Consider the following 24,890-nt stretch of genomic DNA (forward strand, 5'->3'; position numbering starts at 1 on the left):
ATGGGAAAAACACAGCACATCGAGCGGTTTTCATCATGGCAAAGGTCGGCACTCCTCTTCCTCCTTATTTCAACATAGATCCCGATGCGGCGCTGACGGATCTGGACTTACCCACAGGATCGCAGGGTTTTGCGGATATTGCCGAGGCCTGCACTCGCGGTCGCGCAGATCTGGCCAGCCGGGGTCTGAATGAAACCGGAAACAAGTCACTGCGCCTGTTTTCCACCTGGGAGATCACCCGCTATCTGATCCCTGTAGCCCAGGCTCATTTTCGCCGCGTGTTGAAACAAAATCCCGATCTGCCGCAAGGTCAGTCCGAGACGGAAGGCGGTGCTAAATGGTTCACCCTGGACGAGGTACTCCGGCTGCGCGCCTTTTTCGGAGCTCAGGGGTCGAAAGCAAAAAACTACCTGCCCTACCGTCCTGCCGGACAGCCTGCCAAGATGGTAGCTGTGGCCAATTTCAAAGGTGGCGTTGGCAAGACTTCAACGGCAGCGCATCTGGCGATGTCTGCTGCTCTTGATGGCTACAAAGTGCTGGTGATCGATCTCGACAGTCAGGGGTCGATGACGTCGATCTTTGGCGGTCAGGTTGAGGATGAATGGCAAACCGCCTTTCCCCTGCTGGCACGTCACTACGGAGAATATCTGCGGATCGAGAACCAGCGCCGCCTGGATCGGGGCGACCCACCGCAACCGCTGGACGATGCGTTGGGTGCAGCCATGGAAATGACCGCGCGGAATGTCATACAGAGCACCCACTGGTCAAACATCGACCTGATTGGGGCACAGTTGAACCTGTACTGGGCCGAGTTTCAGATCCCTGTCTGGCGGATGCAGGCACGGGGCTGGAAGCTGTGGGATGCGCTGACCGATCGGCTTGAGGCTGACGGCGTGCTAAATGACTATGATCTGGTCTTCATCGACACGCCGCCCGCACTTGGATACCTGACTATCAACGGGCTGGCGGCCTCTGACATCCTGCTGGTGCCGCTTGGCGCTTCGTTTCTGGAGTTTGACTCGACGGGCCGGTTCTTTGACATGCTGCATTCCACCTTCGCCAGTATCGAAGAGGGTGAAAATGTCGCTGCCCGCGCCCTGGGGCGACCCGAAATGGCATTCGAATGGGATGCTGTGCGCGCGGTGATCACCCGTTACGACGGGGTGCAGCAGGGCGAGTTGGCAGCATTGATGCAGGCTTATCTGGGCAAGACGCTGTCACCGCACCGGCAGGATTTCACCGCGCTGATCGATCAGGCAGGCGAACAGGTGAATGGTATCTATGAAGCCGACTACCGCGATTTCAACCGTGAAGCCTATGCCCGTGGTCGAGAAACCTTTGATGCCACCTATGCAGCTTTCAAGCGGTTGTTGCTGGGTGTGTGGCGGCGCGACGAGTTGGCCGCACAACGGGCAGCGGAATAGCGTCCGATGGTGCGAACCTGCCGCGACGTATTCGAGGAGAAGCAGAGATGGCAAAACGCAAGCGACTGCCCCCGGCCGCGTTGCAGGAACTTTTGGCAATGCGACACGGTCGAAACGCTCCAAGATCGGCTCCTTTATTGCGTTGGTTGAAGAATTCGATGCGGTGCTGTGGTTTCCCTCAGCCATCAGCGAAAAGCTGGGTCTGGCGCTGATCCGTGAAATGGGACGGGATCCGAGATTTGCAGAGGCGCTGAAGGAACAACTGAGTAAAGCTCCCCGTGACAGCGCCAAAGCCGAGATGCAGATTCTGTCCCTGGCACTGGAGGGACGTATCGAACCGGTCGGCGATGCGATCTCGGACCGTCTTGCCCAGGCTCTTCAGGACTGGCTGCGGTCTTTGTAAAGGCCCGCACAAACCGATTTCCGGAGAGTTCCACGCATTCTGAGGGGTAACGAAACGTTTCGCGTGCGAAACACCTGTCACATCGGAATGTGCAGCGCTGTCAGGCCTTGGTCACCAGGTCCATCGGCAGGCCGCGCGATGAAATGGCGTTGCGGGTGTCGACGATCGGAAGTCCCAGGCGGATCAGTTCTTCATAGTCGATCGCATCGTGATCCGTCGAAATCAGCACGGCATCATAGTCACCGGGCCTGATATCGCCAAGTTGAACAGACTCGCGATCCAGCAGGTGCGGAAATTCCCGCATACGGGGGATGCTGTCGATATGGGGATCGAGAAAGTCGACCTCTGCCCCATTTTTTAACAACATGTCCATCAGAACCACTGAAGGGCTTTCCCGCATGTCCGGAACGTTCTTCTTGTAGCTGATGCCGACCAACAGAACCCGTGATTTTGACAGGCCCTTCCCACACTGGCGATCCAGGGCTTCGCGCAGTTTCGCCACAACGTAGTGTGGCATGTTCACGTTGATTTCGCCCGCCAGTTCGATGAACCGCGTGGCATGCCCGTATTCACGGGCCTTCCATGTCAGATAAAACGGGTCGATCGGGATGCAGTGGCCGCCAAGGCCGGGGCCCGGATAGAAGGGCATGAAGCCGAACGGCTTGGTGGCCGCCCCGTCGATCACCTCCCAGACATCGATCCCCATTGCGTCGTAGATCATCTTCAGCTCGTTCACGAGCGCGATGTTGACAGCCCGGAAAATGTTCTCGGTGATTTTGACCGCCTCGGCTGTGCCAGCCGAAGAAACAGGGACCACCTTGTCGACGACCTTACTGTAGAAAGTCACCGCCAGGGTCCGGGCCATGTCGGAGTCGCCGCCCACGATCTTCGGGATGGAATGCGTGCGATATGTCTTGTTACCGGGATCTTCACGCTCGGGGCTGAAGGCAACCCAGAAATCCTTGTTGGGTTCCAGCCCGCCCAAGGCCAAAATCGGCGTCAGAATATCTTTTGTCGTCCCTGGAAATGTCGTTGATTCAAGAACAATCAGCGTTCCATCCCGCATATTTTCCGCAATGATCTTGCCGGTTTCTTTGACGAAGGACAAATCCGGTTCACGGTGGCGGGTAAGAGGGGTCGGCACGCAAATGACGATCACATCACAATCGGACAATTTCGAAAAGTCCGTTGTCCACGAAACGGCGCTGTCATCTACGGCTTCCTGCAGCATCTCGTGCGTTACCGCGGCAACATAGCTATTGCCCGCATCCAGAGCGCGGATCTTGTTTTGGTCAATGTCGAAACCGGTTACTGCAAAGCCTCGCAAAGCCGCCGTTACGGCCAGAGGCAGGCCAACATACCCGAGGCCGACGACGCCAATCCTGGCGGTCTGGTTGTTCAGGGCTGCCAAAAGTCTGGCGTCAGTCGCGTTTTCCATATCCATCTTAAATACCGTCCCAATCAATCGCCTTGGCTTTTTCTGCCTCCGGCGTGGATGAAATCTTTAACTACATCAATGAGCTGCACATCAGCAAAGGCAGGAACTTCTTCCCCGCCTGATACATCTCCTTTAGAAACTCGATCCAGCAACTCCGTCAACTCTGTTTCTTCCTGTGCAGCAAACACCCCGGCCCGGCTACCGAAGCGCTTTACGGTGGCGAACTGATGGTCATTGCGGGTTTCCCGCAGATGCCCACGCCGCGGCAGAAGAACGATTGGCTTCTTCATACTTTGCGCCATGATGATGGACCCCATACCGGCATGAGAGATGACGAATTCGGCCATTCGGAAGCGTTCGCTGTAATCGTCTGGTTCCAGAGTGGAGACGGCCTCGAAGTTGCGAGGATTGTATTGTGCGTTCTTCGTGATCTGCCCAAAGACGCGGGTTCCGACGCCACGGGCACCGCACCAGTCGTCAACGCAGCGTACCAGCCTGTCAAAAGGCTCATGGGTTCCAACCGTCAGAAAAATCAAATGACCGATCCTTCATAGCGTGGGCCTTCCGAGGTTGCCAAATGCTCCCACTGTGTCAGCCAGAGATCACAATGCTTTCCGGCCTTCTGTCCGGCAAGGGACAGTTCCTCAGCATTGGCAATGCTGTCGATCCATACGGTACGAGCCCCCATCATGGATGCGAGCCGTAATGCAAAATAACCCGGAGCCGCGCCCGTCGTCACGACCACATCCGGGCGGACCCTGATGAGAATTGCTGCGACCTGAAAGAGTGAGCGGATCAGCCTCAGCTTTTGCCACCGGTTGGCCTCAATCATGACCCGGTAACCGGGTTTCGGCTGGCCCCTTTCAGCTGCCAGAGCTTCTACTCTGGCCCTGAAGCCGGGCTCTGTCGTAACATATGTCACATTACATCCGTCCCATGCGGGCATCAGCCGGCAAAGCTGCACCCAATGCCCACCACCTGATGCAACCGCCAGAACTCGGGGGGGGCTTTTACTCATGGGTGATCTCCGGGGAACAGGTCTTTTAATCGCATCAAACAAATCCGCAGGTTTTGGCATATTCTATTAACTGCATTGTCAGGTTTATGACAAAGTCGGCACGGGGCCTACCATTTTCCGAATCCGGGGAGGAGATGGTGAGCCGGATTACGTCCGGGGCGGCGACTGTCGCAGCAGCCGAGTGTGGCGTGAAACCTGTGCCTGGCGGCACATCGGGCACCATCGCACTTTTCTGAGTGATAGCGCAGGGGCATTGGAACTCAGGGGTGGGCAATCCCGGACAGAACCCGGATTTGGTTCCCGGATGAAAACAGCGCGCCCAAAGAATCTCTGACATTGCCGTTCAAAATAAGGCATTTTGTGGGCGCTGCCGGTTTCGAACGGCCGGACACCCCGGAATTGTCTTTGAAATGTTATGGGAATCAGCTAAAAACTTGCCTGTATTTGAGCAGAGTCCCAATAATAATCTGGGCAAAAATGTGACGGACCTCACAGTCTGTGTTGTTAGGTTCATGTAATGAGGGTGGGCAGGCCGCAGTTTTCGTGGCGTTGTTTTGTGCCGGAGTAAAATTAATTATGACGAGTTACGTTAAAAGTGTGAGTGCAGTTGATACAGTCGCACCGGTTCAGTCTCAATGGGAACCGGTATCTGTATACTCCCGGGGGGGAAAACGCGCATTTGACATTCTCTTTGTCCTGCTAACCGCACCGATCTCGCTTTGCCTGATCGCAATCATGGCCCTTCTGGTCATGCGGGACGGTGGCAGTCCGTTTTATACTCAGGAACGGATAGGACGAGAGGGCAGAACCTTTCGTCTGTTCAAGATCCGCACCATGGTGACGGATGCCGACGAACGGCTGGCGGCCTATCTGGCCAAAAACCCCAGCGCCCGCGCGGAATGGGAAAGCGATCAGAAACTCAAGAATGATCCGCGCATCACGCGGATTGGCTGGTGGTTGCGCCGCACGTCGCTGGATGAGCTGCCTCAGCTTCTGAATGTTCTGTTGGGCGGTATGTCCATCGTCGGGCCGCGCCCGATGATGACCGAGCAGAGAAAGCTCTATCCGGGCACTGCTTATTACGCGTTGCGTCCGGGCATTACCGGCCCCTGGCAGGTTTCCGACCGCAATCAGACCAGCTTTGCCGCCCGCGCAGACTATGACGCGCAATATCTGGCGGAGCTTTCGCCGGGGACGGATTTGGCCATACTTGCCCGCACCATGTGGGTCGTTCTGCGCTGCACGGGCTGCTAAGCGCGGCAGGTTTTTCTTGAACAGATTGCGGACACATCGCATTTTTAAATACGCAACCTGCTATGACGGTTAAGATGCTTCAAAAAGCTTTCAGGGGCGTTGCCTTGGGTGCCGCCCTTATTCTTCTGGTCGCATGCGACTCTGCCGAGGAACGGGCCGAGAAGCATTTTCAGGCCGCTCTGGAATATCTGGAAAATGGTGATTTCGCCCGGGCGACCATCGAATTCCGCAATGTTTTCAAGCTGAACGGCAAACACAAAGAAGCCCGGTTGGCCTATGCCAAAATGCGCCGCGATGCCGGTAACGTGTCCGAGGCATACGGACAATATCTGCGTCTGGTAGAACAATATCCGGATAACCTCGAGGGCCGCCGCGCGCTGGCGCAGATGGCGGCGTTGTCCGGGGACTGGGAAGAGGCCGAACGCCATGTTGTGGTGGCCGCCGAACAGGCCCCCGAGGATCCGGTGGTGCGGGCGGTTCTGGCCAGCCTTGCCTACCGCGATGGGCTGGAGGCAGAGGATGAAGCCGCCATGGGGCAGGCCGTCGAACAGGCGAACGCCCTGATTGTCGAAGCGCCCGAACTGGTGATCCCGCATTTCATCGTGGTGAATGACTGGGGCCGTCAGCAACGCTGGCCCGAGGCGCTTGAGGCGCTGGCAGCCGCGCTTTCAGTTTCGCCTGAGACGCGGCGCTTTCACGATATCAGACTCGCAGTTTTGGGCCGGCTTGGTCGGGAAGACGAAATCGGAGCGGCGCTGGAAGAGATGGTGGAACGTTTTCCCGACGATTCCGGGATTCAGAGCAATCTAATCGCCTGGTACATGGCACGCAATGATCTGGAGGCGACCGAAGCCTTTCTGCGTCGCCGCATCGACCCGGATGAGGACGATCCGCAAAACCGGATGGCACTGCTGCAGTTTCTTGCAGGCACCGGCGGACCGGACGCCGCCATCGCCGAGATTGACAGAATGCTGGCCGGAGAACTGGCGCACCGGCCTCTGTTTCAGGCGTTGCGCGCCGGACAGCGTTTTGAAGCCGGTGCAACCGATGCTGCCATCGCCGAACTTCAGGCCGCTATTGCGGCCTCAGAGCCTTCTGCCGATCTAAACGATGCCAGAGTGGTGCTGGCGCATATGCTGCTGGCAACCAATAACGAAACCGGCGCGCGCGCGCTTGTCGATGAGGTGCTGGATGCGGATACCGGCCATGTGGGCGCGGTCAAGCTCAGGGCGGGCTGGCTGATCGGGGATGACCGCACCGGTGATGCGATCGTCCTGTTGCGCGCGGCGCTTGGAGACAGCCCCCGGGACGCCGAACTGATGACACTGCTCGCGAATGCCCATCAGCGGGAGGGCAATCGCGATCTGATGGCAGAAATGCTGTCTCTGGCTGTCGAAGCGTCAGGAAGCGCACCGGAGGAATCTTTACGCTATGCCGAATATCTGCTGCGAGAAGGCAACGGAAATCTGGCTGCGGGGGTTCTGACTGACGCGCTTGGCCGCCAGCCCGGCAATGTGCAACTGCTGACGCGCCTGGGGCAGATTCATATACTTGAGCGGGACTGGAGAAGCGCACAGAAATCTATCGACCGGTTGCAGGCGCAGGGGGATGACACCTCTGCCCAGGTCCAGGCGCTGACCGCCGGCCTGCTTGCGGCGCAGGGCTATGAAGAAACCCTGATGACTTACCTCGAAGACCTGTCGGGGGAGGGGGGCAATGTCGGTGACATGGCCGAGATCGGAATTGTGCGCGCCCATGTGCGCAATAACGATCTGGAGGCGGCGCGGGCTTATCTCGACCAGGCGCTGGAAGCCTCGCCCGGGGATGTCGTGCTGCGGTTTCTTCAGGCCTCGGTCCTTGCGGGGATGGGGAAACAGGATCAGGCCGTCGCTGTCTATGAGGCGCTGCTTGAAGAACGGCCGGAGAGCGAGCGCACCTGGATCGCGCTTTATGTTTTGCTGTCCGGAACCGAGACCGCACAGGCGGCCGAAGTCCTGGATCAGGCTCTTTCCGCTTTGCCGGACAGTGCCAACCTGAAATGGATACAGGCTGGCGCGCTTGAAGCGCGGGGCGATCTCGAGGGCGCAATTGATGTTTATGAGGCCCTGTACAAAGCCGATAGCCGTTCGGTTGTCGTTGCCAACAATCTTGCCAGTTTGCTGGTTGCAGCCCGGGATGACGCGGAAAGCCTTGATCGGGCCTATCGCATTGCCCGCCGCCTGCGGAACAGTCAGGTGCCGCATTTCAGCGATACCTATGGCTGGATAGCCTATCGGAGAGGGGATTACGACGCGGCGTTGAAACACCTGGAGTTCGCAGCCCGGCAACTGCCCGGGGAACCCACGGTGCTGTATCATCTGGGGGTCACCTATGCCGCGCTCAACCGCAATACAGAGGCGCGCGCCACATTGGAAAAGGCCACTGAACTGGAACTGCCTGAAGATCTGGCGCAACAAATACAGGCTGCAATCGCCGGCCTGTCCAACCCAGCCGAAAATGGTAACTGATTCTGATTGCGGCACAATTTCACCACAGCATGAACGCATCGCTCCACAGGTGGCTTACATGGACTCATCTTCCACGCTAGGCTCAACAAGAAATTCAATTTTTCGAGGGCTTAAAAGATGCTAAGAACATTAATCGGTCTTCTCGGCCTGATCCTTTCGGTGACCGTTGTTCAGGCGCAGAGCGGGTATCGGGTCTCGCCCGGTGACACGCTTCAGGTTGAAGTTCTGGAAGACCCGAGCCTCAACAGAAGAGTGCTGGTTCTACCCGATGGTACATTCAGCTTTCCATTTGCTGGAACGATTCAGGCGGGCGGTCGGACGGTGGGCTCGATCCGCGATGCGCTGACCTCGGGGCTTTCGCCACAATTTGCGGCCGAGCCCAATGTCTATGTTGCTGTTGCCGCGACCGCATTGCCCGAGCTTGTGGGAACAGAAGTCGATCCTGATACGGATGCCATCTATGTCATGGGTGAGGTTAACGCGCCCGGATTACTTGACGCAAAGCCGGGTACGACGCTGCTGCAGGCTTTGGCGCAGGCGGGCGGTCTGACCAGATTTGCCGCTGGTAAACGCATCGAATTGCGTCGGCGTGAGCAGGTTCTTTACTATGACTACCTCCGTACCGGGAAAAAACCCAGCGTTGGCGGCAGCACTGTTCTGGTTCCCGGGGACGTCATCGTTGTCCCGCAACGGCGCCTGTTCGAATAAATCCGGTATGCAAACTGGCGCAGGGGTTTTCTTCTGCGCGTTTTACGACGGCAGGGCCGGATCGCCTGGCAGCCCCTGCCGTTTTTCTGAATCGTATGATCCCGGTCGAAAGGCCTAAAATGGCAGTCGTTTCCTCAGAGCCCTGGGAACTCGTGCTGTTACGAACGCCAGTGTTTTCGCGGGGTGTATACGCAGCGCTTTGCGTATGAGCCTTTTGGCCGCCCGTTTCCGCCCCAGCGTCATGAGGGCCTGTGCAAGGTATAACAGGATACGGGTATGGGCGTCCGGATATGCGGCAAGCACATGCTGGTTTTTCTTCAGAACCCGGATTGTGCCAATTGCCTGCCTACGGGTGTTGCGGGAAATACTGTCTGTGGAGATAAAGCTCAGAACGACCGGATCGAGAGCCTCGTAAACTTTCGTGTGCTGCACCAGGCGAACCGTGAAGTCCCAATCCTCATTTGCCCGCGCACAAGGATCGAACCATTCTATTTCCGGAAAGCAATCACGCCGGAAGACTGCATTTTGCAGGCTGATGCGGTTGCCGAAAAAAAATCTCCGAACCTGATCATCATCCAATTTGATCTGCCGGTCTGGGGGCGGAGCGCAGGTGACCTTGCCGGGGCCATAATTGTGAAATTCGTCGCGCCCGTACAGAATCTTTGATCCGGTTACAACACCCACGTCATCGGGCAGGGACTCCAGCTTTTCTATCTGCCGGGACAGTTTGTCAGGCAGCCACATGTCGTCACTGTCCTGAAAGGCGATAAAACGGCCCTGCGCCAATTTGAGACCAGTGTTGCGCGCTTTGGCGGGTCCTCCATTGACCTCGTGCCGGACATAGCGCACCCGGTCATCTTCGAGCGCTTCGACAACCGGGAGCAGAGCGATCTCGGATGCATCGTCGATCACGATCAGTTCCAGATCCCGGTAGCTTTGCGACAGGACGCTCTCACAGGCCACTTTCAGACTGTCGGGGCGGCCGTATGAGGGAAGAATGACGGAAACGGAAACGGTCATGATCTGTTTTCTGGAAAAAATGACATAGTGAACTCTGAAAATACCGTGCTGTCAGCGCCGTAACAGCCAGTTCTCTTCTAGCATCCCGCCCTGTTTGAAGGAACATTTACCTCCTGTATCGCATCGGTTCCCTGGAAATGCTGCGGTCATTGTGGCTTTGGCGTTACGTCTGGCAAGACTGGCGCGTGCGAAAGCGCTTCTTGAATGATTTCCGGACACAACAGCGGTAGTGAGTAGATAAGAAAAGCAGGCGGAAAATCGAAATGAAGGCAAGCAGCAGAGTAATTGGCTTCTTCGCGGCAGCTTTTACAGTTCATGCGGCCCCGCGTTTGGCCACACCGCAAGAGGCCGAGGTCACCGGGCTGACGCAGAGCTTTGGGATTTCCTCGTCAGTGCGGGTGAATGACAATTTCGGACTGGACGAACCATCGCTGGGAACCACCACACTGTGGGACAACACCGTCACTTACGACCTGTTGAAAGAAACCCCTCTGGACCGGTTGTCGTTGGGGCTAAGCGGTATTTTTCGATTTTCTGATGTCCCTCAACAATCCAGTGAATTTGAATTCGATTCTCCTTCGGCAGAGTTCAGCTATGGCCGTTTCGGGGCCAATAGCCTGCTTGATCTGAATCTGGGTTACCGCGAGATTGACCTGAATTTTGAAGACCCGCTGCGCCGCATCGACGAAGATTTCGATGGTACTGATGATGAGCTTATTCTGGACGACGGGACTCGTAAAACGGCCAGTGCGGGATTGCAGTTCGAAACCGGGGTAAGTGATCCATTCGGTGTCGGCCTGTCTTCAAATTATTTACACGTTGATTACGACGACACCACTGACCCCTCTCTTTTTGAACGTGAGACATTATCCAATGAGATATTCGGGCGTTTCAGATTTTCGTCGGTGCTGGAAGGCCGGTTGAGCCTGGCGCGGACAGATTATCAGGCGGAAGATGTCGAAGGGACAGATCGCACCAGCAAATTCACGAACTTCTCACTGACCTATGACATCGACCCGGTGACCCTGCTTGAAGCCACGATCGGTTATACTGATATCGATGAAACTCAGGAGATCGGGGAGGATACTAGAGAACGCGGAGTGGTCGGAAACCTGGGGTTGGTTCGCGAGATGCCCAATGGAAGCGCCGGGTTTGAGCTGGGCTCGGACCTGAGCATCAACGGGCGTCGCGACACCATTCTGTTCGAGCGCGCCCTTGAATTGCCGCTGGGTGGGTTAGAGGCAGGTTTGGGACTTACGCGCGGCCCGCTGGGTGAGACCAATCCGATTGGAAACGTGCTGTATACTCACGAACGTCCGCGTACCAGGCTGACAGTCGGATTTGATCGCAGCTACCGGACCAATGATCGCAGCGAAGAAACCCGCCGTACCCGCGCGTTCCTAGGATATGAGGTCACGATCAATCCGATTTCATTCATGACCTTCAATCTCGATTACGCCAGCGTATCGTCGATTGGTGACGGCACTGCAGAAGACAACAAGGTCGGGACGTTCCGCACCGCATATGTGCGCGACCTGACAGCAGATTGGGATTTTTCGGTCGGCTACGAGTACATAAACTACGAATCCGAAACCGATCCGCGTACACATTCCAACGAGGTATTCTTTACGCTTTCGCGCAGCTTCACGACCCGTTGATTAACTGAAGGTGCTGAATTCCTGTTAGCGTAACTTTATGATACGCTCCGAAAAGTCCGAAGCGTTCCCGTTTCCCAGTGCCCTTTTGTTAGTTTGAGAACGGTAAGATTTTATGGCTGATACACGCGCCTTTTCTGCGATTTTTCGCGATTTTCCGACCATAAACCCTGCGGGGCTGGCGTGGTTTTTACTTCTTTTGGCCGGATCTGTTCCGATATTCTGGATCGGCCTTGTGTCGCTGGGGCAGGCCTGGACGACGCCGGAATACAGCCATGGTCCTCTGATCCCGGTCATCTCGTTATACCTTTTTCTGCGCGAGATGCGCGGAATGCCACCGCCCGACCCGAATGTGACTGACCGCTGGCCCGGAATTATTGTCGTCTGTCTGGCATTGATGCTGGCGGTTTTCGGGAACCTGACCCGTATTCCTGATATCGTCACCTATGCGATGATCGTTTGGGTGGGCGGCGTGGTTCTGGCCATCTTTGGCTGGAAACGAGGCCGGTATCATCAGTTGCCGGTCATACATCTGGTGTTCATGCTGCCTCTGCCGCAATTCCTGTATTGGAAGCTGACGATATTTCTGCAGTGGGTCTCTTCGGCGATTGGTGTCTGGCTGGTCGATCTGGCGGGAGTGACCGTCTTTCTTGAAGGCAATGTGATTGATCTGGGCGTTTATAAGCTACAGGTGGCCGAAGCCTGTTCCGGGCTGCGCTACCTGTTCCCGATCCTCAGCTTTTCCTATCTCTTCGCTCTGCTCTATCGCGGACCGATCTGGCACAAACTGGTGCTGCTGCTGGCTGCCGTGCCCCTGACAATACTGATGAACTCGGTGCGGATCGGAGTTATCGGCATTCTTGTGGACAGCTACGGGATCGAGGCGGCTGAAGGGTTTCTGCACTTCTTTGAGGGCTGGGTGATCTTTCTTTGCTGCATCGCGATCCTGTTCGCCATGGCTGTCGCGCTGCAGCGTCTGGGACCGGATCCGAAACCACTTTCTGAAGCTATCGACCTTGATACACATGGGTTTGGCCGGATTGCGGTGCAGGTTCTGGCGATCCGCCCTTCCTTTGCCATGGCCTCGGCGGCATTGCTGACGTTGGTCGTATCGGCCGCCTGGGCCTTGCAGCCTGAGCCTGACGCCAGGCCGATCGACCGCGACCCGTTCTCTCTGTATCCGCGTCAGCTGGGCGACTGGTCCGGGTCATCCGCGCAGCTGGACCCCAATGTGGAGCGCGTGCTGGGGGCCACCGACTATCTCAACGCGACCTATGCCCGACCCGGAGGGGCCGGCTATATCAATATGTTTGTGGCCTTCTATGACAAACAAACCGAAGGCTCGGGCATCCATTCCCCCGAAGTGTGTCTGCCAGTGGGGGGGTGGGAAATCTTCAGTCTGAACCCCTATGAGGTCACACCCGGCGTGGCGGAATACGGGACCTTCACGGTGAACCGCGCGGTGATCCAGAAAGGTCTTTCCCAGCAATTGGTCTATTACTGGTTCGAACAGCGCGGCAAACGTCAGACCAATGACTTCCAGGCCAAGATGGGGGTTGTGATTGATAGTGTCACGATGGGCCGCACGGATGGCGCGCTGGTGCGTTACGCCACACCGATCGCTCCGGACGAGACCGAGGCCGATGCGGATGCTCGGTTGATCGAATTCATGGGCCACAGCATGGGCAGGCTGCCGCGCTTTGTCCCGATTTAAGGCATATTTCGGCGTATAGCCATTGTATGGCATCTGTTGATTGTCCCTAAATCGGGGGCAATGGGGTCGGTAAAGTTGTAATCCGAACAAAGAAGAATCGCTGGATTTCAGGAAAGCCAAAAGGGCAGGCAGGCTTTCTTTTTGGTTGAATCCGGTAAGTTTCATGCGTCTTAGAGGGCGACATTCGGCGCGTATCTATGCCGAAACAAACGAATTTTGTCAAAATATTGGCAAAATCATCAAAAACCTTCCAAGGCACTGAAAAAAAAGGTATATTATATATTGAAGACCTTTTTAGACCTGTGTGGCTGTATTCCAGCCGTTAACAATTGTTCTGGTGTGTGAGACGTTCGAGATGAAACTTAGGAAACTTATAGCAGTTGCAGCTGTTGCCACCTTTACTCTGAGTAGTGCGGCATCTGCCTTGACTGTTAAAATGAAAGGACCGGCCGCGGGCTCCTATGAATATCTGGGGGTCCATGCGGATGGGGTCGCCACTTATCGCAGCGTCGGTGCCGGCGCGTTTGCCCTTAAAGACAGAACGCCTGCGCCAAACAATGTGTTTGGGAACTTCGTTGCGTTTTGTCTGGACCTGGCGGCTGATGCTCCCAGTGGACGGAACAATTACTACAGTGTGACCAGTATCCCGTTTACAAATCTCAACCTGATTGCAAGCGGTGCGATCCATCGGATTCAGTCTCTGTTTGATGCCGTGTATACCGCCGGGCTTGCTACAGACGATACAAAAACGTCGGCAGCATTTCAGGTCGCACTTTGGAACGCCGTTTATGACAACGACAACAGTGTCAATAGCGGCTCCTTCGTCGCATGGGGCAACTCCGGGGTACTAAATCTGGCAAACCAGTATCTGGCGGCTGCAAGCGCATATGTCGGCGACAAGAAATGGAACCTCAGCTATCTGGAGAACGAGAATTATTATCGTCGCCAGAATTTGGTTACGGCGTCGCCGGTTCCAATTCCTGCAGCGGGCCTAATGCTGTTGGGGGCATTGGGGGGGCTGACTCTTCTGCGCCGCCGTCGCAGGGTCGCCGCCTGATATCAGCGGTTTACGAGCGAAAAAGAAAAGGGCTGCCTGTCTGCGGCCCTTTTTTTATTTGTCGGCGCGGATATGACCGGGCCGCGCTTTTGGTCATAAATCCGCTCAGCGACACGTGGTAACGCTTTTTTAATAGACGCCTGTCAGATAAATTCTACTTTAAGGTGTGTAGATTCGATCTGAAGCTAAGGAGTGTTGTCATGGGAGTTCTCGTGCTAGCCGTTATGACGGGTAGTATCGCTGCTTTTGTGGCATTGGTGACCGGGTATGGATGGTTGGCCGCGTGGGCCATTTTTGTCCTTGCCGGTCTGGCCAGTATTCCACTTATTGTCTTGCCCATTCTGGGGCTGTGTGCCTTGCGCAAGCGCTGGATGCGGCGCGATCAGGAAAAAATCTATAGCTGATTGATGAGGCCGCTTCCGGCCCGGGCTGTGCCCGCTTTATCGCAAAACGACCCGTCGCAGAGTGCCCAGAAAATTACGCGCTGTCAGCCACAGCCCTGCATCCCATGTGTTTCGCAGCAAATGAAATCCATCATATCTGGGTGCCGGCTTTCCGGCCAGTTTCAGTGCAAGCAATCTGGGTAGGGTAAAGCGCCGCTTTCCCTTTTGCCCTGGTTGCATTGCCAGAATACCCTCTGCATCAAATGGCTCGGCCTCAATCGCGCCGCCAGCCATGGCGTCCCGCACAATTTGCTCTCCGTTCTCTGTCCGGCTGACGATCAGCGACAAACCTTCGCGCTCTTCAAACAGGGGATAGCCATCCTCATCTGTTTCCCACGCGTCGGCGCAGACGATATCGGCAAAACCGCCGGTGCCATCCGGGCAGATACGACAGCGAAACTGAACATGTCCCGAAAGAATACCGCCCCAGCTGTCGGCGTAACTCATCTTCCGGACGGATCCGTCCGCCATCGTTGCCTTGGCAAATCCCGGCCATCCGTCTCCGCGGTAGCGGAACGCCACGACCTGATCGGGATCGCCGCCCATCTTTTCGACGACCTTCCTGGCGCCGTTGATGCTCGGCACTCCGGCGCAAAAAAATGACAACATCATCGGAAACCGTTCCCGCACACGCGGATCAATTCGCGCCAGTGACCGTAGCGCTGCGACATCACAGGGTTTTCCGACAAATGCGGTGCGGGCATCCCCTGCCAGCCAGCGTTCCAGCCCGTCCAGGGGCGCCGAGGGCGCATACCGGGAACCGGCTGCATGGAAAACCTGCTCGGCATTGATGCTTGTTACCGTGCGGTTACCAAATGGCAGGTCGGGGGCCGCTCCGGTCTGTAGTACATGATCGACCGTTCCGGTTTCCAGAAGGTGGGCGAGGATGGCCGACAGCGCACCGCCCGACGATCCGTTCCGGCGTAACTCCGGATCGGTGGCATATCCCGTCCGCAAACCGGTCATTGGCCCCCAGAGAGGGTGATCCCGTCGCCCGTCAGGGTCCTGCGCCAATCCAAGCCCCGGACAGATTGCGGCAACTTTGTCCTCAGCTTCTTCTGTTAATCCGGCTTTTTGCACCGGTCTCAGAAACCCGTCCTGCGAGTATTCCATGTCGATACTGTCCGGGGCCACTGCCGCGCACCCGCCGCATCCGGCGCACAGCTGGCCGCGCGCAATCTTTTGCAATGTCGGAGAAGGTTGAAGCATTATACCTATGGTTCCGCTATTGCAGCGGGCAGGGCGCAGCATGCGCGCCATTCCGTCCCGGCGTTCTTTTCCAATTCACCCGCATCCCACTCGTCTCCAAAACAAACTCACCTGAAAAGAACTACCCAAGGTGCAAAAAAAATCGGGATCAGACTGGCACCACTATCCCTTTCGATAAAGTCCTTTTCCCGGAAGTTCCCGGCAATTCCATGACTTTTTCGTAAATATCACCAAAAAAACACATACCTTCCAGATAGGTGTATGCACGCACCCGATTGGTATACTATCCATGCGTTGACGAGGAAATATGTGAACGATGACGCTAGCAACGAGCAGTTCCTTCTCTAAATCGGCAGAGCCTGCCGATGCTGCCCGCGTGCATCGTATGCCCTGGCTGCTTCGCCTGTTCATTCTGTCTCTGGTGGTCCCGTTCTTCTTTCAGCTTGGCCCGATTCAGATGAGTGCCTCGCGTTTCCTGCTTACGCTTTGGGTCGTGCCGGGTCTGATCTTGTGGATGCAGGGCAAGGCGGGTCGTGTCCGAGTCGCCGATCTGGCCTTGCTGGGGCTGTGCCTGTGGACGGCGATAAGCTACTTTGCCCTGCATGGACCTTCGCTTGCGATCGAACCGTCCGGCATCTACTTCATCGAAACCATGGGCGCGTATTTCATGGCGCGCTGCTTCATCCGGAATGCGGATGATTTTTATGCGGTCGTCCGGATGATTTTCTGGATCATAATGTTGCTGATGCCGTTTGCCCTTTATGAAACGCTGACGACGCATAACATTCTGCTGGAACTGGCAAACAAGATCACGTTCTCGGGCTGGAATGTGTGGAAAGAACCGCGTTGGGGCCTGGACCGGGTGCAGAGCGTTTTTCAGCACCCGATCCACTTTGGGATATTCTGCGGTGGGCTGATCGCGCTGACCTATTATGTTCTGGGCTACGGAAAATCTTTCGTGCGGCGCTGGGTTCAGACCATTCTGGTTACCGGAACAGCATTTCTGGCCCTGTCTTCCGGCCCTCTGACTGCGGTTGTCGCACAGCTTGCACTGATCGTCTGGGATCGGGTGCTGCGCAAGGTTCGGCAGCGCTGGATCATCCTCAGCAGCAGTGTTCTGTCAATGGTCGTTGCGATCGAGATCGCGGCCAACCGGTCGACGCCAGAAATTTTCATTTCGCTTTTCGCCTTCAATACGTCAACCGCCTACTCCCGCATCCTGATCTGGCACTTCGGCACCATTTCTGTCCAAATGCATCCGCTTTTTGGTGTTGGCTTGGGAGAATGGTTCCGACCTGAGTGGAAGAGCAGCAGTCTGGACATGTTCTGGCTGCACCCCGCTGTCACCAGCGGTCTGCCTGCCGCCATTTTCATGCAACTGGCGTTTTTTGGGCTTTTTCTTCCAATTGTTTTCAAGTCCGGACTGAGTGACCGGTCTTCCCGCTTCAGGACCGGGTATCTGGTCTGCATGATGGGTTTTTTCCTGGGGGGCTGGACCGTCCATTACTGGAAGGTCGTTTATATCTTCTTCATTTTCCTGTTGGGCGCCGGTGCCTGGATTCTCGACGATGACAACCGGGATGAACAGAAGGTGGCGAACCCGGAAGGAAGCAAATCCGGTCGCAGAGGCCGGAATTACAGGCGTACCGGCGCAGTACCGCGATACACCCGCTATGACGCTAAGCATTCGCGCAGGACGGACGCGTGATGGTTCGTTCCCTCATAGCGTTGCTTCTGGCGGGTGGCCTCTGTTCCCCGATCATCCCGCCCGCACCCGCTTTTGCTGATGGCGGCAAACTCCTGAAGGCGTTGGGTGAAGCCCGAGGAGGAGACACGATCCGGTTGCCTGCTGGTGATTACGGGGATGTCGTGTTGTCGAACCTCGATTTTTCGGAACCCGTGCAGATCAGGTCAGCCGATCCCGAACGCGCAGCGCGCTTCCGGTCTCTGCGTATCGACAATGTGCGCGGATTGAAGATTGACGGCATCACGGTTGCCCATCCAGGGAACGGGGCGGCGGCATCCAAGATCGTCTCGATTGAAAACAGCCGTCAGGTGGCCCTTCTGAATTCCGAAGTCCACGGTCTGGAAGACAAGGACTACTTCGGTCATTACGGAATTCACGCTGACGGCAACACCGATATCAGAATCAGCGGCAACTATGTCCATGATGTCAAAAACGGCTTTGTCATCTATCCCAACCAGGGGATCGAGATTTCCGGGAACTACGTCGATTACATCGGAAGCGACGGGTTCAAGTTCATCGGGATTACTGACTTCCTGATCGAGAACAACACACAGGGTGGCCACGTTTACCCGCTTGCCGGCGCTGGCTGGCATCTGGACTTCATGCAGTTTCAGGGTGCGGGATCATCGGATGGGATTGTTCGCGGCAACGTGTTCCTTGCCAAAACCGATGCTGCTGTGCAGGGCATCTTCATGAAAGGTGCGGCTTTCAACGATATCCTGATCGAGCAGAACATCATTGCCACCGGCATGTTCAACGGGATTGTGGTAAATGGTGACCCGGGCACTTCGGGGATGAATGTCCGCGACAACACCCTGATCAATATTCCGGACATCGTCCACAAGGCGACGATCGTCCGTGTTGGGGAAGGATCGGTTGTTTCGGTCACCGGCAACTTAATGGGCCATGAAAAGGGCCAGCTTATAGACGGAAACTTGTTGTTGCAGGTCAAACACCGTGGTCAGCCCTATCATTACAATACGGTTTTCGCGAAGGGGCTGCCCCGTCTTGGTATGGTGATCGGTGACTTAATACCAGTCAAAGGCGGCCCCGCCGAGGGGTTTGGAGCCTACGCGCGCCTAAGGGAACTATTGAGCCCGTAAGTGCTCTGAAGCCGAAATCCCGGCCAGTTGTGAACAGAATTTTTCGCAGCGAATCCCCAGCTGAGAGAAGGGGGAGGGCAATGAAGGTATCAGGATTTGCAGGCGCGCAGACAGCGGTCTGCTTCATCGCGTGGGCTATTGTTTCAGGTCGTTATATATTTATTCTGAAGAAAACAAACTGCAATAGAATCAATCGCATAAGTGATTAATGAATTGCAGAGGAATTGACCTGAATCCAACCCGAAAATGGGTGCAATCCTGTTGTCAGAGTTGGTTTGAAAGGGCCGTTTACCAGGGATTGGAGGGTTTTCAATCAGGCGTAGCGGCAATGAATTGAGTTTCTCGTCAGATTTATTCTTGGGTCTTTCCTAAAAATTTTTACTCGAGGATGGCAATTTTTTGCCAACTGGCACCTTACCTAGGGTAAGCTTTCGATATTTAGTGCGTAACTTCATGGAAAATAATAATATTTTGTATTTTGTATTTCTTCTAAAAAAGGCCTTTGCGGCCGCCTCAGCCTAAATCATACAGGATATTCAAAAGCGTCATGCGGGAATAATGCCGACATTATTTGTGCCGCTTGATAGCGAAAGTTCTACAAAGTAGTAGATTATTCGACGTCAATAAATAACCACAAAAATAACACACTCACGAGGCCGGTTAATCTCGAAAAGACCACATAAATAACACACTTGCAGGTCAGCGTGACCGACAAGTCAAGTGTGAGTATCTGCATTTTGGCGTCTGAACATAGCGTCAAATGCCTGTCCTGTGCCGTGGGACTAAAGGGATGATCCGCGGCGCGCTGATTAAAGAGTTTCCAACCGCAACCACTCACGGCGGCATCATTGTTTGCCGCATGAAGCCAAAATGAGGCACTATCATAATGGCAACCATCAACGTATCAAACGCGTCACAGCTTTTGTCGGCCCTTTCTTCTGCTCAGGGCGGAGACACGATCGTTCTTGCATCCGGAAACTATGGTTCCGTTGATCTCAAGAACCTCAGCTACAACAGCATGGTCACTGTCAAATCGGCAAACCCGGATAAACCGGCGTTTTTCTCGAACCTTGACGTCGACAACGTCAGCCACTTGCGGATTGACAGCATCGAGGTCGGAGACAGCGGGAATGGCAGTCAGGCATCCAGGGTTGTTTCGATCACGAACAGTGACAACGTGGAATTTCTGAATTCCGAAGTCCATGGCCTGGAAGACAATGATTACTTCGGCCACTACGGGATTTATGCCAACGGCAACACCGACATCAAGATCAGCGGCAACTATGTCCATGATGTCAAAAACGGCCTTGTCATCTATCCCAACCAGGGGATCGAGATTTCCGACAACTACGTCGATTATATCGGAAGCGACGCGTTCAAGTTCATCGGGATTACCGACTTCCTGATCGAGAACAACACAGGCGGTGGCCACGTTTACCCGCTTGAGGGTGCTGGCTGGCACCTGGACTTCATGCAGTTCCAGGGTACCGGATCGTCGGACGGGGTTGTTCGTGGCAACGTGTTTCTTGCCCAAACCGATGCGGCTGCAGGGTCGCAAGGGATTTTTATGAAGGGCGGAACCTTCAACAACATCCTGATCGAACAGAACATCATCGCCACTGGCATGTTTAACGGCATCAAGGTGGACAGCACCGGTGGATCGTCTGGTATCGTCATGCGTGACAATACTCTGGTCAACATTCCCGACACCATTCACAAGGCGACAACCGTCATCGGTGCGAATTCCAGTTCGGGGAACTTAGTCACTTCGTACACCCAGGCAGTTGGGTCGGATTTTCAGGCTGATACGGACAATTACAGCCAGATTTTTCAAGGCGACATCCGTCTTGGTCTGACGCTGGAGGACCTGCGCCCCGTCGACGGCGGCGCTGCTGAACAATTTGGTGCAACTGAACGGCTTGCAGAACTGCTTGACGGCACCTCCTATGTCCCCGAGCCAGCTCCGGTTGAACCTGAACCGGTAGACCCGGCACCGGTAGACCCGGTAGACCCGGCGCCGGAAGAACCTGCACCGGTTGATCCCGAGCCGACCGTTCCGGATACCGGCGGAAACGTGCCCGACAAGCTTGAGGGCACCGCCTTCAGCATGCTGGGCACGCAGGAATTCAGCGGCTCCAAGAGCGATGTGGTCGAGATTGCCCACACCAACGATCTGGCGCTGGATACCGGGACTATCTCGCTCAGCTTCAATGCCGATACTGTTTCGGGCCGGTATGGTCTGCTGACCAAGGACGCCAGCTATTATGCGGGCGGTGGCAATCACCTAGCTGTCTATATCGACAAGGGCTCGCTGGTCGTGCGCTTCCAGGACGGCTCCGGCGACGAAATCGTTCGTATCCCCGGGATTAATGCGAACCAGGACTACGACCTGCAACTCACTTTCGGTGACAACGAGGTCGGAGTTTGGCTGAATGGCCAGCAGGTACATACTGCTGAATTCTCGATGACCCTGGCTGACAACGTCGAACATCTGCAGATTGGCGGGCTTGGCTGGGGCAGCGCCTCGGGCAGTGCGGGCTTTAGCAATGCGTTTGATGGCACAATTTCCGACGTTGTAATCGTCGAAGGGAAATGGTCGCCTGAGCAAATGCAGGAACTCATCTACGGTTCTCAGCCGCTTCCTGAGGCCCCGGTTACTGAACCGGAAGCGCCTGTTACCGAGCCGGAAACACCCGTGACCGAGCCGGAAGCACCTGTTACCGAGCCAGAAGCACCTTCGGACGGCACAGCCAAAACTGTCTTCGAAGAAGGCGAGGCTGAGTTCAACGGCAAGACAGGAAGCATCATCAACCATGACCACGATCAGGCGCTGGAACTGGAGGAAGGCTCAATCGCCTTCACCTTCAACGCAGATGATCTGAACGGTCGCCAGGGCTTGCTGTCCAAGGATGCCAAGAACTACGACGGTGGGGATCACCTGTCTGTTATGCTGGAGGGTGACGACCTGGTTCTGCGCTTCCAGGATGCCGAGACAAAAAGCGATGCGTATATGCGGGTCGAAGGCATCAAGGCCAATCAGGACTATGATGTTCAGGTTTGGTTCGATGGTGAAGAGATCGGTCTGTCGCTGAATGGCGAACTGGTGGAAACGCAGGAATTTGATTTTGACCTGACCGCGAACCAGCAGACTCTGCAGATTGGTGGTCTGGGTTGGAGCAGTTCCAACGGTGGCGACTCTGTCAGAAATGCCTTCAATGGCACGGTGTCCGATGTTCAGATCGTGGACGAAGCGCTACATGTCGAAACCTTCGATCTGCTAGCCTGATACCGCACACATACGTGCTTTAAAACATACAAGCCGCCAGAGGTTTTCTGGCGGCTTGTTTTGGTCAGGCGGGCAGACAATTTCCGGAATTCGCCCCGGACATCTCAGGCTGCCCCAAATAGGGTCGTGTTCCGGAATTTTCGGGGCATACTGGTTGTTCTGTGTCTTTTTATCCCAGCCGCAGCTTTCGGGCATAGAAAGCTTCGGCCAGCGCGTCCGGCGCATTGCATTCCAGACCACGCAGCCGCATCAGGCCGCGAAAAGTCAGGTCATCAAACCAGTGCTTGCCCGCCTGCGATGCGAAACACTCCATCAGCAATGCGATCTTGGCGTCGGTATCTGCGGTAGAGGCGGGGACGAAGACGTTGGGTGCGCCCATGCCGCCATCCCATTTCGGGATCTCGTATTCCAGGATCAAATGATCGCGAAACGTGTTCCAGGTCAGTTCCGACAGGATGCGATGATCCTGATGCAGATCCTGCTTGTACTGGGTCAGGATCAGGTCGGGATCGTGGGCTTTCAGCGTTTCCAGAAACGCCTTCACCTCGGCCCACTGATGCGGAAAATGGCCGTCGCGAAAATCCTTCAGAATGATCTCGGATGAACCCGCGCCGTCCAGAAAGCGTTCGGCGCTGGTCCGGGCCTCTTCGCCGCGAACACCTGAGGCGGCACAGACCACCCAGACAATATGAGCGCCCGGATTGTCACGGATAAGCCGTAAGACGGTCGCGCCGGCACCGATTTCGATATCGTCGCTATGGGCGCCGAGGCACAGCACCGTGCCGAGTTTCCCAAGACCTAATCCACGCATTGTCTCAGTCGTCCTTCCAGACCTGCCAAGGCGTATTCCCAGCGGCTACACGATCATCCAGCGCCTGCTTTTCCTTGAACGTGTCCATGCAGGTCCAGAAGCTTTCATGCTGATGCGCATAAAGCCGCTTTTTCTGAACCAGACGTTCGAACCCCTCGATCACCAGTTCCTCGCCTTCATGCAGATTGTCGAAAATCTCAGGTCGCAGGGCAAAATAACCGCCGTTCATCCACATGCCTGAATCTTTGATATCCGAGATCTGCGCCACTCGGCTGTCCCCACCGAAAGACACCAGGTGGAAGGAATAAGGAGGCTTTACACAGCAGAAGCCTGCGACCGCATCAGTGGCGGAAAAGCCCTGGATCATCGCATCGAGATCAAGATCGGTCAGCGTATCGGCATAGTTGGCCAGAAACATCTCCTCGCCTTCCAGATGTTCGCGCACACGCAGAAGACGGCCGCCGATATTGGTGTTCTGACCGGTGTCGACAAAGGTAATGCGCCAGTCCTGAATGTCGCTTTGCAGCACGTCGATCTTGGCACCGCCATTTTCGAAGACGAAGTCGTTATTCACCCGCTCGTCATAGTCCAGGAAGAACTGTTTGATCGTTTCGCCTTTGTAGCCAAGGCAGATGATGAAATCCTTGTGCCCGTAAGACGCATAATACTTCATGATGTGCCACAGGATCGGACGCCCGCCCACCGGCACCAGCGGTTTGGGGATCTGATCGGAATAATCCCGCAGCCGGGTTCCCTGACCCCCACAGAACAAAACGACTTTCATGGCTGATCCTTTTCCTTTTGTTCAGGCCCGCGCCCGAGCTTCCTGTGGTGCCAGCACCGTGGCTTCGGGGACAAAAACCACCAGTTCTGCACCCCATTCGGCGGTATAGGCCAGCTGTTCAGCGATCTCGTCACGGAAGTTCCAGGGCAGGATGACAATCACATCTGGTTTTGTCTCGGCGATCCGATCCGGGTGGTGAATTGGAATCCGGGAACCGGGCAGATAGCGGCCCTGTTTGTAAGGATTGCGATCCACCGTATAGCTGATGAGATCGGTCTTGATCCCGCAATAGTTCAGGAAAGTGTTGCCTTTGCCGGGCGCACCATAGGCGGCGATCTGTTTCCCCGCGCGCGCCGCAGCGATCAGGTATTCCAGCGCCTTGCGTTTGGTCTCACGAACCTGTTCGTCGAAAGAGGCATAGGTCTCCATCCGGTCCAGCCCTGCGGCCAGTTCCCGGTTGCGGAAAGCCACCAGACGATCCGTCACCGGTTTGGTGTCGTCTTCCTCGTGGCGACCGATGATGCGCAGTGACCCGCCATGGGTGGATACCTCTTCGATATCGAACAGCCGGATGCCGTGATGGGCAAAGACCCGCTCTGCCGCAATCAGCGAGAAATAGCAGTAATGCTCGTGATAGACCTGATCGAACTGGTTGCCTTCCATGGTGGCCAGAAGATGCGGGAATTCGATCGTCATCACCGCACCGGGCTTCATCATGATCTTCAGTCCGGCCACGAAATCGTTCAGATCGGGTACCTGCGCCAATACGTTCTTGCCCAGGATCAGATCCGCCTGCCGCCCCTGCGCAACCAGCTTTTGGGCCGTCTCGGCGCCAAAGAACGCGACCTCGGTCGGAACGCCCTTGTCGATGGCGACCTGAGCCACGTTTTCCGCAGGTTCCACCCCATAGCAGGGGATGTCGAGCGCTACGAAATGCTGCAGCAGATAGCCGTCATTGCTGGCCACCTCGACCACCTGACTGTCAGAGCCCAGTTCGAAGCGATCCTTCATGTCGTGACAATAGCGGCGCGCATGTTCCACCCAGCTGTCCGCATAGGATGAGAAATAGGCGTATTCGGTAAAGATTTCCTCGGCCGGGACGAACTCGTCCAGCTGGGCCAGATGGCATTCGTGGCAGACGAAGGCATGAAGCGGATAGAAAGGCTCCATCTTTGAATAGTTCTCTTCGGCGACATAGCTTTCGCACAATGGCGACATGCCGAGATCGACCAGCGTATGTCTGAGGTCTGTGCCGCAAAACCGACAGGGGAAGGATCCGGTAGGAGCTGACATGCGGGGCCTTTCTTGT

Annotated in this window: 20 protein-coding genes; 12 read left to right on the forward strand and 8 right to left on the reverse strand. The window is 55.8% G+C overall.

The genetic code is table 11. The features are described 5' to 3' along the window. Positions 1–35: 35 nt before the first annotated feature. Complete coding sequence (locus tag MHN28_RS22380; protein ID WP_239344994.1) at positions 36–1,424, forward strand: AAA family ATPase; 1,389 nt, start codon at positions 36–38, stop codon at positions 1,422–1,424. A gap of 163 nt (positions 1,425–1,587) precedes the next feature. Next, positions 1,588–1,827 (forward strand): hypothetical protein, encoded by a 240-nt coding sequence (locus MHN28_RS22385; RefSeq protein ID WP_239344996.1) that lies wholly within the window; start codon positions 1,588–1,590, stop codon positions 1,825–1,827. A gap of 100 nt (positions 1,828–1,927) precedes the next feature. On the opposite strand, the gene MHN28_RS22390 is transcribed toward MHN28_RS22385, so the two are convergent. The 3 genes from MHN28_RS22390 to MHN28_RS22400 are packed head-to-tail and all read right to left on the reverse strand — an operon-like array spanning position 1,928 to position 4,283. Beyond that, positions 1,928–3,271 carry a nucleotide sugar dehydrogenase gene (locus MHN28_RS22390; protein WP_239344997.1) on the reverse strand — a complete coding sequence of 448 codons (1,344 nt, stop codon included), beginning with the start codon at positions 3,269–3,271 and terminating at the stop codon, positions 1,928–1,930. A 17-nt stretch (positions 3,272–3,288) separates the two neighbouring features. Continuing rightward, positions 3,289–3,801 (reverse strand): glycosyltransferase, encoded by a 513-nt coding sequence (locus MHN28_RS22395; protein ID WP_239344999.1) that lies wholly within the window; start codon positions 3,799–3,801, stop codon positions 3,289–3,291. Continuing rightward, on the reverse strand, positions 3,798–4,283 hold the full coding sequence (locus MHN28_RS22400; protein ID WP_239345001.1) for a UDP-N-acetylglucosamine--LPS N-acetylglucosamine transferase: 486 nt from the start codon (positions 4,281–4,283) through the stop codon (positions 3,798–3,800). The genes MHN28_RS22395 and MHN28_RS22400 overlap by 4 nt, the downstream gene beginning before the upstream one ends. 576 nt (positions 4,284–4,859) lie before the next feature. Between MHN28_RS22400 and MHN28_RS22405 the strand changes: the two genes are divergently transcribed. The 3 genes from MHN28_RS22405 (at position 4,860) to MHN28_RS22415 (ending at position 8,752) form a co-directional block, all read left to right on the forward strand. Beyond that, on the forward strand, positions 4,860–5,537 hold the full coding sequence (locus MHN28_RS22405; RefSeq protein ID WP_239345003.1) for a sugar transferase: 678 nt from the start codon (positions 4,860–4,862) through the stop codon (positions 5,535–5,537). A 74-nt stretch (positions 5,538–5,611) separates the two neighbouring features. Next, positions 5,612–8,044, forward strand: coding sequence for a tetratricopeptide repeat protein (locus MHN28_RS22410; RefSeq protein ID WP_239345005.1), 2,433 nt, complete (start codon positions 5,612–5,614; stop codon positions 8,042–8,044). Positions 8,045–8,161: 117 nt separating this feature from the next. Beyond that, positions 8,162–8,752: a polysaccharide biosynthesis/export family protein gene (locus MHN28_RS22415; RefSeq protein ID WP_239345007.1), complete on the forward strand. Its 591-nt coding sequence runs from the start codon at positions 8,162–8,164 to the stop codon at positions 8,750–8,752. Positions 8,753–8,866: 114 nt separating this feature from the next. Here the strand turns inward: MHN28_RS22415 and MHN28_RS22420 are convergent, their stop codons facing one another. Further along, positions 8,867–9,772 carry a glycosyltransferase family 2 protein gene (locus MHN28_RS22420; RefSeq protein ID WP_239345008.1) on the reverse strand — a complete coding sequence of 302 codons (906 nt, stop codon included), beginning with the start codon at positions 9,770–9,772 and terminating at the stop codon, positions 8,867–8,869. A 263-nt stretch (positions 9,773–10,035) separates the two neighbouring features. Here MHN28_RS22420 and MHN28_RS22425 point away from each other — a divergent pair, with 263 nt between their 5' ends. The 4 genes from MHN28_RS22425 to MHN28_RS22440 all read left to right on the forward strand — a co-directional run bounded on the left by MHN28_RS22425 (position 10,036) and on the right by MHN28_RS22440 (position 14,602). Beyond that, positions 10,036–11,430, forward strand: a complete 1,395-nt coding sequence (locus MHN28_RS22425) for a hypothetical protein (RefSeq protein ID WP_239345010.1) — start codon at positions 10,036–10,038, stop codon at positions 11,428–11,430. Between the two features lie 112 nt (positions 11,431–11,542). Next, positions 11,543–13,141 (forward strand): VPLPA-CTERM-specific exosortase XrtD, encoded by a 1,599-nt coding sequence (xrtD, locus tag MHN28_RS22430; RefSeq protein WP_239345012.1) that lies wholly within the window; start codon positions 11,543–11,545, stop codon positions 13,139–13,141. Positions 13,142–13,496: 355 nt separating this feature from the next. Then, positions 13,497–14,198, forward strand: coding sequence for a VPLPA-CTERM sorting domain-containing protein (locus tag MHN28_RS22435; protein WP_239345014.1), 702 nt, complete (start codon positions 13,497–13,499; stop codon positions 14,196–14,198). Positions 14,199–14,398: 200 nt separating this feature from the next. Next, the gene (locus tag MHN28_RS22440) at positions 14,399–14,602 is read left to right on the forward strand and encodes a hypothetical protein (RefSeq protein ID WP_239345016.1); all 204 of its coding nucleotides are present in this window, start codon (positions 14,399–14,401) and stop codon (positions 14,600–14,602) included. 36 nt (positions 14,603–14,638) lie between these two features. Here MHN28_RS22440 and MHN28_RS22445 read toward each other — a convergent pair whose 3' ends face one another. Continuing rightward, on the reverse strand, positions 14,639–15,850 hold the full coding sequence (locus MHN28_RS22445) for a Coenzyme F420 hydrogenase/dehydrogenase, beta subunit C-terminal domain (protein ID WP_239345018.1): 1,212 nt from the start codon (positions 15,848–15,850) through the stop codon (positions 14,639–14,641). Between the two features lie 316 nt (positions 15,851–16,166). Between MHN28_RS22445 and MHN28_RS22450 the strand changes: the two genes are divergently transcribed. The 3 genes from MHN28_RS22450 (at position 16,167) to MHN28_RS22460 (ending at position 21,986) form a co-directional block, all read left to right on the forward strand. Next, entirely contained in the window at positions 16,167–17,558 is a 1,392-nt protein-coding gene (locus MHN28_RS22450) for an O-antigen ligase (RefSeq protein ID WP_239345019.1), read from the forward strand. Further along, entirely contained in the window at positions 17,558–18,700 is a 1,143-nt protein-coding gene (locus tag MHN28_RS22455; protein ID WP_239345021.1) for a right-handed parallel beta-helix repeat-containing protein, read from the forward strand. Before MHN28_RS22450 ends, MHN28_RS22455 begins: the two co-directional genes overlap by 1 nt. A gap of 886 nt (positions 18,701–19,586) precedes the next feature. Continuing rightward, positions 19,587–21,986: a LamG domain-containing protein gene (locus tag MHN28_RS22460; protein WP_239345023.1), complete on the forward strand. Its 2,400-nt coding sequence runs from the start codon at positions 19,587–19,589 to the stop codon at positions 21,984–21,986. A 169-nt stretch (positions 21,987–22,155) separates the two neighbouring features. Here MHN28_RS22460 and MHN28_RS22465 read toward each other — a convergent pair whose 3' ends face one another. The 3 genes from MHN28_RS22465 to MHN28_RS22475 are packed head-to-tail and all read right to left on the reverse strand — an operon-like array spanning position 22,156 to position 24,874. Continuing rightward, a complete protein-coding gene (locus tag MHN28_RS22465) occupies positions 22,156–22,797 on the reverse strand; it encodes a PIG-L deacetylase family protein (protein WP_239345024.1) in 642 nt (213 codons plus the stop codon). Positions 22,798–22,801: 4 nt separating this feature from the next. Next, entirely contained in the window at positions 22,802–23,581 is a 780-nt protein-coding gene (locus MHN28_RS22470) for a sugar phosphate nucleotidyltransferase (protein ID WP_109314028.1), read from the reverse strand. A 21-nt stretch (positions 23,582–23,602) separates the two neighbouring features. Beyond that, positions 23,603–24,874 carry a class I SAM-dependent methyltransferase gene (locus MHN28_RS22475; RefSeq protein ID WP_239345026.1) on the reverse strand — a complete coding sequence of 424 codons (1,272 nt, stop codon included), beginning with the start codon at positions 24,872–24,874 and terminating at the stop codon, positions 23,603–23,605. Between the last annotated feature and the right edge of the window lie 16 nt (positions 24,875–24,890).

Origin of the sequence: Ruegeria sp. Ofav3-42, assembly GCF_022347725.1 — a bacterium.
GTDB lineage: Bacteria > Pseudomonadota > Alphaproteobacteria > Rhodobacterales > Rhodobacteraceae > Ruegeria.